The sequence below is a fragment of the Amycolatopsis sp. NPDC000009 genome, assembly GCF_055563465.1.
Map to the genome: position 1 here is coordinate 20,752 of NZ_JBVHDI010000025.1, position 12,058 is coordinate 32,809.

A 12,058-nucleotide genomic window follows, 5' to 3' on the forward strand; every position below is an offset into this window, starting at 1 on the left:
ACGCCCCCCCGCCCCCCCTGTTCACCACGCGCCCCCCCCCCAAAGGCGGGGGTTGGCAACCCAAATTTCCCAATTTTTTCTGTTGGGTATTGTGGTCCCCCCAACGCTCGACAAACGCCCGGCGCCCCCTACGCATTCAGTCGGCGAAATGCGGCGCTGCGCTCGCCCGGAGCAGCTACGAGAGGGTTTCCGCGACCTTCGTCAGCGTCGCGGCATCGCCCCGCAGCAGCAACGTGGTCACCACGGTCTCGTCCCAGGCCGCGAGCTCGTCGCGGATCTTCTCCGCCGGCCCGATCAGCGACGTGTCCTCGACCAGCGACGTCGGGATCGCGGCGGTCGCCTCGTCCTTGCGGCCGGCCAGGTACAGCTCCTGGACCTTGTCGGCGACGTCCTCGTACCCCATCCGGGCGAAGACGTCGTGGTGGAAGTTGACCGATTTCGCGCCCATGCCACCGATGTACAACGCGAGCGACGGTTTGATCCAGCTCGCGGCCTCCTCGACGTCGTCGTGGACGAGCACCGGGACGGACGCGGCGACCTCGAAATCGTCGAAACCGTGCCGGGCACCGGGACGCGAGAAACCCTCCTGCAGCGCTGTCCGATAGAAGGCGTCACTCTTGGGCGAGAAGAACAACGGGAGCCAGCCGTCGCAGATCTCCGCCGACAGCGCCACGTTCTTCGGCCCTTCCGCGGCGAGGAAGATCGGGATCTCCTTGCGGAACGGGTGCACCGTGGACTTGAGCGGCTTGCCGAGCCCCGTGCCGCCTTGCAGCGGCAGCTGGAAGTGCTGCCCGTCGTGGGTCACCGGCGCCTCGCGCGCGACGACCTTCCGCACGATGTCGACGTACTCGCGGGTGCGGGCGAGCGGCTTCGGATAGGGCTGCCCGTACCAGCCTTCGACCACCTGCGGCCCGGACGCGCCGAGTCCGAGCACGAACCGCCCGCCGGACAGGTGATCCAGCGTCAGCGCGTGCATGGCGGTGGCGGTCGGGGTGCGCGCCGACATCTGGACGATGTTGGTGCCGAGTTTGATCCGGCTGGTCGACGCGCCCCACCAGGCGAGCGGGGTGAACGCGTCCGAGCCGTAGCCCTCGGCGGTCCACACGGAATCGAAGCCGAGTTCTTCGGCCCGCGAAACCGCGTCCAGCGCGCCCTCCGGCGGGCCGGAGGACCAGTAACCGAGGTGGTAACCCAGCTTCATCGAGGCTCCTAGTCAGACGTTCGGTGAGTAGTGCTCGGGTTTGCCCCGCTCCGAAAGCGGCGGAAGGTTCCTCGCGGGAGTCTCGACCAACGGCGCGTCCGGGGCCAGTTCGCCGCGCTCCCGGCGCCAGCCCGCCCTCGCCCGCGGGTGGTAGCGACGGTCTCGCGGGACCAGCTCGAACGCCGCGTTGATCAGCTTGCCCACCCGGCGGTGCCGCCGCTCGTCGCGTTCGGTCCAGGTGTAGCCGAGCCGTTCGCGGATCGGCGGGTCGTACAGGCCGACCGTCAGCCAGACGAAGTTCCGCGCCACCTGCCCGCGCACGAGCTTCCACGCGAAATCCGGCAGCCAGGGCAGGAAATGAGGTTTGGCGATGTCCTGGATCTCGAGCACGTCGCGGGTCGCCTTGTTGTCCTCCAGCACGTCCTCGCACATGCGCTTCCAGTACAGCTGGAAGTCCTCCCACGACTCCGGCACCGGCCGCATGCTCATGCCGTACATCTCGTACCACTGGACGTGCTCGTCGAACAGCTTCCGCTTCTCGGCCTCACCGATCCCGCCGCAGAAGTTGTCGGCGATGAGGATCGCGCTGACGAAGAACGTCGAATGCGCCCAGTAGAACGTGTCCGGGTCGAGCGCGTGATAGCGCCGCCCGTGTTTGTCGACGCCCTTGATCCGATCGTGGTAGCCGCGCACCTCCAGCGCGGTCTGCCGGGCGCGCGGGCCGTCGTAGATCACGCCCCCGATCGGGTACAGCGAGCGGAACAGCCGCTGCCAGCGCTCCTCGAAGAACCGCGAGTGTTCCTCGACGCCCGCACCCAGCTCGGGGTGCATGTTCTGCATGGATCCGGCCCAGAGCGCGATGAGCAGTCCACGCCAGTCGCCGAAGTACTTCCAGGTCAGCGAATCCGGTCCGAGCGGCCGCGGCTGTGTCATCCCCGGTCTCCTCAATGAGCTGGTTAAATTGACCACAACTGTTGTCAGGTTAAGGTTGACAACGGCCGTAGTCAACAAGAGGAGCCGATCATGGCCGGCCGCAGCTGGGCAGGCACGACCCTGGACGACCGCAAGGCCGCGCGGCGGGGACAACTCGTCGACGCGGGCCTCGACCTGCTCGGGACCCAGGGCAGCGCGGGGGTGAGCGTCCGCGCGGTGTGCCGTCACGCCAAGCTGACGGAGCGGTATTTCTACGAGAGCTTCGCCGACCGCGAGGAACTCGTCGTCGCGGTCTACGAGCACATCGGCGAGCAGGCACGGCAGGCTCTGGTCGACGCGGTCAGCGACACGGCCGAACCGGCCGAACGGGCGAAGGCCGCGGTCCGCGCCTTCGTCGAATTGATGCTCGACGACCCGCGTAAGGGCCGCGTGCTCCTGCTCGCGCCGATCACCGATCCCGCGCTGACCACGCGCGGGATCGCGCTCCTTCCCTCTTTCGCGGAACTGGTCAGCGGCCAGCTGTCCCACGGCGACGCGGCCGAACGGCAGATGACCTCGATCGGGCTGGTCGGCGCGCTGAGCAACGTGTTCATCGCCTACCTCGACGGCTCGCTCAAGGTGAGCCGCGAGCGCCTGATCGACCACTGCGTCCGCCTCGTACTCGGCGCCGACCGTCAACCCTGACCACGCTCGGCGACCAGCTGCAGCGCGATGTCGATGATCATGTCCTCCTGCCCGCCCACGTATTTCGCGGCGCCGACGCGATACAGGATTTCGTGTGCCGGGACGTCGTACCGCTCGGCGGCGCGCTCGGCGTGCAGGAGGAAGCTCGAGTACACCCCGGCGAAACCCTGCACGATCGACGACCGGTCCATCACCGGTAGCCGGGTGATGTAGGGCTTCACGACGTTTTCCGCCGCGTCCATCAGCACGTCCTTGTCGACGCCGGTACGGATCCCGAGCCGCTCGAACGTCGCCGCGAGGACCTCGGTCGGCGAGTTGCCCGCGCCCGCGCCGAGCGCCACGAGCGAACCGTCGATCTGCCGGGCGCCGGCCCGGTAGGCGAGCACCGAGTTCGCGACACCGAAGCTCAGGTTCTGGTGCCCGTGGTAGCCGACCTGCGCCTCGTCGCCGAATTCCGCGACCAGCGCGGCGACGCGTTCACCCGCGTCCTCCAGGATCAGCGCCCCGGCGGAATCCACGACGTACACGCACTGGCATCCGGCGTCGACCATGATCCGGCCCTGTTTCGCCAGCGCCTCGGGCGTGGACATATGGGACAGCATCAGGAAACCGACCGTCTCCAGCCCGAGTTCCCTCGCCGCGCCGAAATGCTGGACGGAGACGTCGGCCTCGGTGCAATGGGTCGCGATCCGGACCGCGCCCGCGCCGAGGTCGGCCGCCACGCGCAGGTCGCCGACCGTGCCGAGGCCCGGCAGCAGCAACACCGCGATCTTCGCGTGCCGTGCCTCATTGACCGCCGCCTCGATCAGTTTCCGTTCGTCCACAAGGGAAAAGCCGTAGTTGAACGTCGAGCCGCCGAGACCGTCGCCGTGGCTGACCTCGATCAGCGAGACCCCGGCGTCGTCCAGCGCCCGGACGGTGTCGCGCACGTTCTTCTCGGTGAACTGATGCGCCATCGCGTGGCTGCCGTCGCGCAGGCTCGTGTCGACGATCCGGACCTCTCGGCTCACGTCGTCCCAGCTCATGCCGCCACCTCCTGAGTGGCCAGCAGGTCGCCGACGCGGGCGGCCGCGGCCGTCATGATGTCGAGGTTGCCGGCGTATTTCGGCAGGAAGTCCCCGTTCCCGGCGACCTCCAGGAACACCGCGACCCGCGCTTGCCCACTCCATCCCGGCCGGGGCGGATCGTATTGCGGGTCCGCCTTGAGCGTGTAACCCGGCACGTAACCCTGGACCGTCTCGACCATCCGGTGGATGGATTCGCTCACCGCGTCGAAGTCCGCGTCCGGGTCGATCGCGCAGAACACCGTGTCGCGCATGATCATCGGCGGCTCCACCGGATTGATGATGATGATCGCCTTGCCGCGGCTCGCTCCCCCGACGAGTTCGATCCCGCGCGCCGTCGTCGCGGTGAACTCGTCGATGTTCGCGCGGGTTCCCGGCCCGGCCGAGCGCGACGAGACGGACGCGACGATCTCCGCGTAGGGCACCGGCGTCACGCGCGACACCGCGTGCACGATCGGGATCGTGGCCTGGCCGCCGCAGGTGATCAGGTTGACGTTCGGCACGTCCAGCCGGTCGGGCAGGCCCACGGCGGGGCAGGTGAACGGGCCGACCGCGGCCGGGGTCAGGTCGATCGCGCGGATCCCGGCGGTCGCGTACCGCGGCGCGTTCGCCAGGTGCGCTTTCGCCGAAGTCGCTTCGAAGACCAGGTCCGGCAGCTCGTCGCGCGACAGCAGCCAGTCGACGCCGCCGGCCGAGGTCTCCAATCCCAGCTCCGCGGCCTTGGCCAGCCCGTCCGAATCCGGGTCCACGCCGACCATGTACCGCACCTCGACGTGCTCGCTGCGCCTCAGCTTCGCGAGCAGGTCGGTGCCGATGTTCCCGGGACCGACGATCGCGGCCACCGCTTTCCGTTGCGCCATGCCAGGTGACGCTCCCCGAGCGGATAGGGCACACTCAACCCATGCGTGCCGCTGGGCGGAACGACGACCCGGAACGAACCGGAGCGGACGGCCTCGTCGCCGCCCGGATCTCCGCGCTGCTCTCGGCCTTCCGCCCCGGCGACGACGCGCTCGGCGTTTCCGAACTGGCGCGGCGGACCGGCCTGGCGAAATCGACCGTCCACCGGCTCACCGGGCACCTGGTGGCGACCGGCCTCCTCGAACGCGAGGGCGCGGCGTTGCGGCTGGGGCTGAAACTGTTCGAGATCGGCCAGCTGGCGGTTCGGCGCCGCGGGCTCGTCGAGGCGGCGCGGCCGTACCTCGCCGATCTCCGCGAAGCGACCCGCAACACCGTGCATCTCGCGGTCCTTGAAGGCACCGAGGTCGTCTACCTCGACATCCTGCGGGGGCCCGACGCGCCGTCACTGCCGTCCCGGATCGGCGGACGTTTCCCCGCGCACGCCACCGGCGTCGGCAAGGCGATCCTCGCGTTCTCGCCGGAATCCGTGGTGTCCCAAGTGATCGACGCCGGATTGCCCCGCGTCAGCGTACGGACGATCACCGCCGCGGGCCTGCTGCGCCGTCAGCTGGCCAAGATCCACGGAGAGGGAATCGCCTTCGAACGGGAGGAATCCGGCGTCGGCGTCGTCTGCGCGGCGAGCCCGCTGCTCGACGCGCAAGGCGTGGCGGTGGCGGCGTTGTCGATCTCCGGCTGGGCGAATCGCATGCACACCAACCGGGTCGCGCCAGCCGTGCGGACCGCCGCTTTGGCGTTGTCGCGCACTTTGTGAGCGCTACGCTACGAGCCCTCGCCGGACCAGTTCCGGACGTACGCCCTCGCCGAACCAGTACGCCTCCTCCAGATGCGGGTACCCGGAGAGGACGAACTCCTCGATGCCATGCGCGTGGTACTCCTCGATGAGGTCGGCCACCTCTTGATGGCTGCCGACGAGCGCAGTGCCCGCGCCACCGCGCACGAGGCCGATCCCGGCCCAGAGATTCGGATACACCTCCAAGCCGCGGACGCCGCCGTCGGTCTTCCCGCCGTGCAGCGCGGCCATCCGCCGCTGGCCGACGGATTCGCTGGCGGACAACTGTTCCTGGGTGTGGGCGATCCGCTCCGGGTCGATCTCGTCCAGCAGTTTCCCCGCCTCCGCCCAGGCTTCCGCCGACGTGTCACGCGAGAGGGTGTGCAGCCGGATGCCGAAGCTGAGCTTCCGTCCCTGCTCCTCGGCGAGCTCCCGGACCTTGACGATCTTCTCGGCGACCTGCGCGGGCGGCTCACCCCACGTGAGGTAGACGTCGGCGTGCCTCGCCGCGACCGGCAGCGCGGCCGCGGACGAACCACCGAAATAGATCGGCGGGGCCGGATCCGGCGCCGCGCGGGTGGTCGCGCCCTCGACCTTGAGATGCTCGCCCTCGAAGTCGAACGGGTTGCCGCTCCACACCCCGCGCACGATCTCGAGGAACTCACCGGTGCGGGCGTAACGCTGGTCGTGGTCGTGCCAATCGCCGAACCGGCGCTGCTCGACCGCGTCGCCGCCGGTGACGACGTTGAGCAGCACACGCCCTTGCGAGATCCGCTGGAACGTGCCTGCCATCTGCGCGGCCAGTGTCGGCGAGACCGTGCCGGGCCGGAACGCGACCAGGAACTTGAGGTTTCTCGTCTCGCGGATCAGCGCGGCCGTGGTCAGCCAGGCGTCCTCGCACCAGGTCCCGGTCGGGGTCAGCACGCCTTCGAAACCGTTGGCCTCGGCGGCGCGGGCGACCTGCCCGAGGTAGTCCAGGCTCGGCTCGCGGGCGGCGGACGCCCCGGTGGCGCGGCTGGCGTGGAAGTGCTCCACGATCGTCCGTCCGTCACCGGTGGTGGGCAGGAACCAATGCAGCTTGAGCGTCACGGTTCGAGCTTCGGCTTCCTGGTCGAGCCGGGTCAATCGGCAAGCCTCACGTCCCGCGATCTGGACGCCCCTTCCCGCATTTAGAGGACTAAGGGGTCGTAACACAATGATCTTGGGGTGTGGTTTGATGCCGTGTCTCGGTGATCGTCTGGGAGGGGTGGGCTGGGTGGGGCAGCGGCGTCCGTGGGAGGTCGATGACGGTCTGTGGGAACGGATCGAGCCGTTGTTGCCGCGGGTGGAGCGTCGGTTTCGGCATCCGGGACGTAAGCGGCTGGACGACCGTAAGGCGTTGTGCGGGATCATGTTCGTGCTCTACACGGCGATCCCGTGGGAGTTCCTGCCGCAAGAGCTGGGGTATGGCTCAGGCATGACCTGCTGGCGGCGGCTGCGGGACTGGACCGAGGCCGGGGTGTGGCAGCAGCTGCACGAGCTGCTGCTGGCGGAGCTGCACGCGGCGAATCAGCTGGATTGGTCACGTGCGGCGGTCGACGGATCGCATGTGCGGGCGTTAAAAGGGGGCCGAAAACCGGCCCCAGCCCGGTAGATCGAGCCCGTACCGGGTCGAAACACCACGTCATCACCGACGGTACCGGCATCCCGCTCGCAGCCACCCTGACCGGCGGGAACCGGCACGACGTCACCCAGCTGATGCCGCTGATCCACGCGATCCCGCCAGTGCGAGGCCGGCCCGGGCCCCCGCGGCGACGGCCACAACGGCTCTACGCCGACCGCGCCTACGACCACGACAAGTACCGCAACCTTGTCCGCGCCGCCGGAATCACACCTCTCATCGCCCGCCGAGGCCAGGAACACGGCTCCGGCCTCGGCGTTCACCGCTGGGTCGTCGAAGGCGCCTTCGCCCTGCTGCACTGGTTCCGGCGCCTACGCATCCGATGGGAGATCCGTGACGACATCCACGAAGCCTTCCTCACCCTCGGCTGCGCCATCATCTGCTGGCGCAGACTCAAGACCCACTCAATCTGTTAGGACCCCTAAATGCGGAAGACGGTCAGCCGCCGAACATCAGCCGCCATTCGTCCAGCGACTTCGGCCGGAACACGAAGTTCGTGTCCTTCACCCGCGACAGGTTCGCCGACGGTTCCGCCGAGTACTGGTGCCCCGGATAGACGACCGGATCGCCGTCCAGCCCGGCCAGCCATTGCAGGCTCCGGTAGATCGCTTCCGCGTCACCGCCGGGGAAATCGGTCCGGCCGCAGCCTTCGAGGAACAGCGTGTCCCCCGAGACGAGCTTCCCGTCGACCAGGAAGCACTGGCTGCCCGGCGTGTGCCCCGGCGTATGCAGCAACCGGATCGGCACCGCGCCGACCTCGAGGACGTCGTCGTGTTCGTGCGATCGCAGATCCGTTCCGGAGACGCCGGTGATCCGGCGGACCCACTCGGCCTCCGCGCCGTTGACGTGGATCGGCACCTGGACGCGCTCCAGCAGCTCCGCGATCCCCGGCAGCGAGAAGCCCATCATCTCGCCGCCGACGTGGTCGGGGTGGTGATGCGTGGCGAGGACGCCGGTCAGCCGCATACCGTCGGCTTCCAGCAGGTCCAGCAGATCACCGACGGCGTACGCCGGGTCGACGACGACGGCCTCGTTCGTCTCCCGGTCGCCGATCAGATAGGCGAAGTTGACCATCTGCGTCGCGACGGGATCCCCCACCGCGAAGTCACGGCCCGCGAGCAATTGCCGGAAGTACAGCCTGTCAGCCATGCGGACACCTTACGGCGCTACTCCCCCGTGGTTCCGTCGGCCAGCTCCCGCAGGATGTCCAGATGCCCGACGTGCCGGGCGGTCTCCTGGACGACGTGCGCGAGCACCCAGCGGACGGTGAACTTCCCCGACTTACGCGCGCGGTCGTCCGGTGAGACACCGGCCAGCGACGACTCCGCCAAGGCCCACTCGGCGCGGTACGCCTCGACGACCGAACGCGGGTCGTCGTCCTCGGTCAGGTCCCAGCTCGGATCCGGTGAGCCTTCCCACAGCGAAGGCAGATCCGCGCCGCCCGCCTCGATCGAGAGCCACCAGCGCTCCACCGCGGCCAGATGCTTGAGCAGGCCCAGCGCGCTCATCCGCGGGGACGACGGCAGCGGTGTCGCGGCCGCCTGTTCCCTGGTCAGCCCGGCGACCTTGGTCACCGCCGTCGCGCGGAGGAAACGCAGGAAGTCCCACTGGAGCCCGGCTTCGTCCTCGGCGATCGGGTCGGGCCAGGAGCGCACCACCGGCTCGGCGGCACTCGAACTCGCGTTCGACATGCCGGTCACCCTACACATACGGCGAACTCGCGTGATCGAGGACGCAACTCGCGTGATTGAAGGCGTAACTCGTGAGTTACGCGCGCAATCACGCGAGTTACGTGCCCGATCACGTGAGTTACGTGCCCGATCACGCGAGATCTCCGTTGGCCACCGCAGGGCTAGGCTCACGATTCATGTGGTGGGGTTTGGCTTGCGCGTTCTTCGCGGCCTGTGCGTACGGCGTCGCTTCGGTGATGCAGGCGATCGCCGCGAAAGCGACGTCGGGCGCCGAAGACCGCGTCGATCCCCGCCTTCTCGTGCGGGTGCTGCGGCAAGGGAAGTTCGTCGCGGGGCTGGCGCTCGACGTCATCGGGTTCGTCGCCCAGGTCGCCGCCCTGCGGGTGCTGCCGCTGTTCGTGGTCCAGGCGGCGCTGGCGGGCAGCCTCGCCGTGACGGCGGTGGCCGCGCGGACGCTCGGGGTCCGGCTGGGCCGTCGCGAGTGGACGGCGGTCGCGGTCGTCTGCGCCGGGCTCGCGTTGCTCGGGATGTCGGCGGAGAGCGAGGGCTCCGCGTCGACCGGGCTGGGTTTCCGGCTCGTGCTGATCGGCGCGGTCGTGGTACTCGGCATGGCCGGGATGTTCGCCGGGCGCGCGTCACGCCGGATCCGGACACCGGCATTGGGCCTGATCGCCGGCCTGTGCTTCGGCGTCGTCGCCCTCTCCGGGCGGGCGCTCACCAGCCTCGCCCCGCTGGATCTGCTGACCGACCCGGCCACGTACACGCTGGGCGTGGCGGGCGCGCTGGCGATGTTGTTCTACGCCACCGCGTTGCAGCGCGGCAGCGTCACGACCTCGACCGCGATGATGGTGATCGGCGAGACGGTGTTCCCGTCCCTGATCGGGGTGCTCGTGCTGGGCGACACCACGCGCCCCGGGTTCGCCGCCCTGGCGGCCGTCGGCTTCGTGCTCGCGGTGTCGGCGGCGCTGGCGCTGGCCCGCTTCGGTGAGCCCGCGCCGATCGAGCCGGTCAGCGCGCAGCTCCGCTGACCCCGCGCCGGGACACCAGCAGCCAGGCCAGGTACAGCCCGCCGATCGCCCCGGTCACGAGGCCGACCGGCAGTCCCGCCAAGAACTGCTGGGTGAGCAGATCGCTCGTGACCAGCAGGAGCATCCCCATCAGCGCGGCAGCGGCGAGCCCAGGCCCCGAAGACCGCGTGAGCCGCTTCGCGAGCTGAGGCGCGGCGAGCGCCAGGAACGCGATCGGGCCGGCGGCCGCCGTCGCGATCGAACACAGCCCGACGCTGACCCCGAGGAGCACGATCCGGCTCCGCTGCACCGGCACGCCGAGCCCCTTGGCCGAGTCGTCCCCCATCTCCAGCAGGGAAAGCCTTCTGCCGTAGACGAAGGCGGGCGGCAGCAGGACGGCGATGGCGATCGCGACCGGGACGACGTGCTCCCAGCCGCGCCCGTTGAGCCCGCCGACCAGCCACGCCTGCGCCGCCAGGCCGTCCTGCCAGGAGGCCCTGGTGATCAAGTAGGAGTTGAACGCGATGAGCATCGCGTTCACCCCGATGCCGACGAGGATCAGCCGGAAGGTGTGCACGCCGCCCTTCAGCGCCAGCAACGCGATCAAGCCCGCGGTCACGACGCCGCCGACCAGCGCACCCAGTGAAACCTGGAGCATGCCGCCGTGCACCACGATGATCGTCAGCAGCGCGCCGGCGGCCGCGCCCTCGGTGAAGCCGATGAAGTCGGGGCTGCCCAAGGGATTCCCGGACAGGCTCTGCAGGATCGCGCCGCTGACCGCGAGCGCGCCGCCGACCAGCAGCGCGGTCAGCAGCCGGGGCAGCCGCAGCGTGGTCACGATGAACTCGGTGCTCCGGTCGCCGAAGCCGAACAGCGTCTGGATGACCTCGCCGACGGACAACGGGTAGTCGCCGGTGGTCATGCTGACCGCGCCGAGGAAGAACACGGCGATGGCCAGCAGCACGACGACGATCGTGGTCCGCGGGGTGACGCGAAGGGAAAGTCCGCCGCCCGAGGTGCGCAGGACGCGGGTGCTCATCCGTGGGTGCTCCTTGATCGCGGTCACAGCCGGGCCAGCTTCCTGCGTCGGCAGAGCGCGATGAACACCGGCGCGCCGAGGAACGCGACGACGATGCCGGCCTGCAGTTCCTCCGGCGGGTTCAGCACGCGGCCGACGACGTCGGCGCCGATCAGCGCGATCGGCGCGAGCAGCATCGAATACGGCAGGACCCAGCGCTGATCGGGGCCGACCAGCATCCGCGCGGCGTGCGGCACGGCGAGCCCGAGGAAGATGACCGGGCCGATGGCCGCGGTACCCGCGCCGCAGAGCAGGGTCACCACGATCGCGCCCAGCACCCGGGTGCGGCCGACGTGGGCGCCGAGCGCCTTGCCGGTCTGGTCGCCGAGCGCGAGGACGTTGAGCGGCCGGGCCAGCAGCAGCGCGATGATCACGCCGACCAGGACGAACGGTGAGATCTGCCAGAACACGTCCCATTTGCGGCCGCTGAGCGAACCGACGTTCCAGAAGCGGAACTGGTTGAACGTCTCGGGCAGCAGCAGCAGGATCCCGACGATGTAGGCCTGGAGCACCGCCATCACGGCCGAGCCGGCGAGGACGAGCCGGTCCGGTGTGGCGCTGCGTCCCGCCGAGCCGAGCACGTACACCACGACCGAGGCGATCGCCGCCCCGGCGAAGGCGAACCAGATGTAGCCGAGCACGCCGGTGACCCCGACGAACGCGATCCCCGAGACGACCGCGGCCGCGGCGCCGGTGTTGACCCCGAGCAGGCCAGGGTCGGCGAGCGGGTTCCGGGTGAGCGCCTGCATCACCGCGCCCGCCAGGCCGAGCGCCACGCCGACGACCACGCCGAGCAGGGTCCGCGGGATGCGGAGGTCGTGGATGATCACCGCCTCGGTCGAGCCGTCGTTGTGCCACAGCACCGACCACGTCGAGGTGAACGGGATGCTCTTCGACCCCACCCAGATGCTGAGCAGGAACACCAGCGCCAGCAGGGCGAGCCCGACCACCAGACCGCCGGCGCGGAACGTCCGTGCCGCCGCGCTGGGCGGGGACGCCGCAGCGGGCGGGCGTTCGGTGACGACCACGGAACCTCCTTCGAGTGAGGCGAGG

13 protein-coding genes are annotated in these 12,058 nt (G+C 69.7%); 4 read left to right on the forward strand and 9 right to left on the reverse strand.

What is annotated here, in order from left to right; translation table 11 throughout:
- Window positions 1-175: 175 nt before the first annotated feature.
- Both ACZ3HL_RS39220 and ACZ3HL_RS39225 read right to left on the reverse strand, forming a co-directional pair.
- Entirely contained in the window at window positions 176-1,201 is a 1,026-nt protein-coding gene (locus tag ACZ3HL_RS39220; RefSeq protein ID WP_465421926.1) for an LLM class F420-dependent oxidoreductase, read from the reverse strand.
- Window positions 1,202-1,213: 12 nt separating this feature from the next.
- Window positions 1,214-2,134 carry an oxygenase MpaB family protein gene (locus ACZ3HL_RS39225; protein WP_465536678.1) on the reverse strand — a complete coding sequence of 307 codons (921 nt, stop codon included), beginning with the start codon at window positions 2,132-2,134 and terminating at the stop codon, window positions 1,214-1,216.
- A 90-nt stretch (window positions 2,135-2,224) separates the two neighbouring features.
- On the opposite strand from ACZ3HL_RS39225, the gene ACZ3HL_RS39230 reads away from it, so the two are divergent.
- A complete protein-coding gene (locus ACZ3HL_RS39230) occupies window positions 2,225-2,818 on the forward strand; it encodes a TetR/AcrR family transcriptional regulator (protein WP_125678355.1) in 594 nt (197 codons plus the stop codon).
- Here ACZ3HL_RS39230 and dmpG read toward each other — a convergent pair.
- Both dmpG and ACZ3HL_RS39240 read right to left on the reverse strand, forming a co-directional pair.
- Complete coding sequence (gene dmpG, locus ACZ3HL_RS39235) at window positions 2,809-3,843, reverse strand: 4-hydroxy-2-oxovalerate aldolase (RefSeq protein WP_465536680.1); 1,035 nt, start codon at window positions 3,841-3,843, stop codon at window positions 2,809-2,811. The two genes, ACZ3HL_RS39230 and dmpG, sit on opposite strands and share 10 nt — an antisense overlap.
- Window positions 3,840-4,742 carry an acetaldehyde dehydrogenase (acetylating) gene (locus ACZ3HL_RS39240; protein ID WP_465536683.1) on the reverse strand — a complete coding sequence of 301 codons (903 nt, stop codon included), beginning with the start codon at window positions 4,740-4,742 and terminating at the stop codon, window positions 3,840-3,842. The genes dmpG and ACZ3HL_RS39240 overlap by 4 nt, the downstream gene beginning before the upstream one ends.
- Window positions 4,743-4,783: 41 nt before the next feature.
- Here ACZ3HL_RS39240 and ACZ3HL_RS39245 point away from each other — a divergent pair, with 41 nt between their 5' ends.
- Window positions 4,784-5,551 carry an IclR family transcriptional regulator gene (locus ACZ3HL_RS39245; protein WP_126732100.1) on the forward strand — a complete coding sequence of 256 codons (768 nt, stop codon included), beginning with the start codon at window positions 4,784-4,786 and terminating at the stop codon, window positions 5,549-5,551.
- A gap of 3 nt (window positions 5,552-5,554) precedes the next feature.
- On the opposite strand, the gene ACZ3HL_RS39250 is transcribed toward ACZ3HL_RS39245, so the two are convergent.
- Window positions 5,555-6,658: an LLM class flavin-dependent oxidoreductase gene (locus tag ACZ3HL_RS39250; protein ID WP_465536685.1), complete on the reverse strand. Its 1,104-nt coding sequence runs from the start codon at window positions 6,656-6,658 to the stop codon at window positions 5,555-5,557.
- Window positions 6,659-6,785: 127 nt separating this feature from the next.
- Here ACZ3HL_RS39250 and ACZ3HL_RS39255 point away from each other — a divergent pair.
- Window positions 6,786-7,645 (forward strand): IS5 family transposase gene (locus ACZ3HL_RS39255; protein WP_465536687.1). Its coding sequence is split into 2 segments (ribosomal slippage): window positions 6,786-7,179 and window positions 7,179-7,645, totalling 861 coding nucleotides; the frame shifts between segments, so codons are not numbered across the junction.
- Between the two features lie 22 nt (window positions 7,646-7,667).
- Here ACZ3HL_RS39255 and ACZ3HL_RS39260 read toward each other — a convergent pair.
- Both ACZ3HL_RS39260 and ACZ3HL_RS39265 read right to left on the reverse strand, forming a co-directional pair.
- Entirely contained in the window at window positions 7,668-8,378 is a 711-nt protein-coding gene (locus ACZ3HL_RS39260) for an MBL fold metallo-hydrolase (protein WP_465536689.1), read from the reverse strand.
- A 17-nt stretch (window positions 8,379-8,395) separates the two neighbouring features.
- Complete coding sequence (locus tag ACZ3HL_RS39265) at window positions 8,396-8,920, reverse strand: DinB family protein (RefSeq protein WP_465536691.1); 525 nt, start codon at window positions 8,918-8,920, stop codon at window positions 8,396-8,398.
- A gap of 176 nt (window positions 8,921-9,096) precedes the next feature.
- On the opposite strand from ACZ3HL_RS39265, the gene ACZ3HL_RS39270 reads away from it, so the two are divergent.
- The gene (locus tag ACZ3HL_RS39270; protein ID WP_465536693.1) at window positions 9,097-9,948 is read left to right on the forward strand and encodes a DMT family protein; all 852 of its coding nucleotides are present in this window, start codon (window positions 9,097-9,099) and stop codon (window positions 9,946-9,948) included.
- Here ACZ3HL_RS39270 and ACZ3HL_RS39275 read toward each other — a convergent pair.
- Window positions 9,929-10,966 (reverse strand): FecCD family ABC transporter permease, encoded by a 1,038-nt coding sequence (locus ACZ3HL_RS39275; RefSeq protein WP_465536696.1) that lies wholly within the window; start codon window positions 10,964-10,966, stop codon window positions 9,929-9,931. The genes ACZ3HL_RS39270 and ACZ3HL_RS39275 overlap by 20 nt on opposite strands.
- Before the next feature lie 23 nt (window positions 10,967-10,989).
- Complete coding sequence (locus tag ACZ3HL_RS39280) at window positions 10,990-12,033, reverse strand: FecCD family ABC transporter permease (RefSeq protein WP_465536697.1); 1,044 nt, start codon at window positions 12,031-12,033, stop codon at window positions 10,990-10,992.
- Between the last annotated feature and the right edge of the window lie 25 nt (window positions 12,034-12,058).

Excerpts from the sequence above, each read along its gene's own strand:
- ACZ3HL_RS39220 (WP_465421926.1), bottom strand. The coding sequence starts at position 1,201 with ATGAAGCTGGGTTACCACCTCGGTTACTGGTCCTCCGGCCCGCCGGAG.
- ACZ3HL_RS39225 (WP_465536678.1), bottom strand. The coding sequence starts at position 2,134 with ATGACACAGCCGCGGCCGCTCGGACCGGATTCGCTGACCTGGAAGTAC.
- ACZ3HL_RS39230 (WP_125678355.1), top strand. The coding sequence starts at position 2,225 with ATGGCCGGCCGCAGCTGGGCAGGCACGACCCTGGACGACCGCAAGGCC.
- dmpG (WP_465536680.1), bottom strand. The coding sequence starts at position 3,843 with ATGAGCTGGGACGACGTGAGCCGAGAGGTCCGGATCGTCGACACGAGC.
- ACZ3HL_RS39240 (WP_465536683.1), bottom strand. The coding sequence starts at position 4,742 with ATGGCGCAACGGAAAGCGGTGGCCGCGATCGTCGGTCCCGGGAACATC.
- ACZ3HL_RS39245 (WP_126732100.1), top strand. The coding sequence starts at position 4,784 with ATGCGTGCCGCTGGGCGGAACGACGACCCGGAACGAACCGGAGCGGAC.
- ACZ3HL_RS39260 (WP_465536689.1), bottom strand. The coding sequence starts at position 8,378 with ATGGCTGACAGGCTGTACTTCCGGCAATTGCTCGCGGGCCGTGACTTC.
- ACZ3HL_RS39265 (WP_465536691.1), bottom strand. The coding sequence starts at position 8,920 with ATGTCGAACGCGAGTTCGAGTGCCGCCGAGCCGGTGGTGCGCTCCTGG.
- ACZ3HL_RS39270 (WP_465536693.1), top strand. The coding sequence starts at position 9,097 with ATGTGGTGGGGTTTGGCTTGCGCGTTCTTCGCGGCCTGTGCGTACGGC.
- ACZ3HL_RS39275 (WP_465536696.1), bottom strand. The coding sequence starts at position 10,966 with ATGAGCACCCGCGTCCTGCGCACCTCGGGCGGCGGACTTTCCCTTCGC.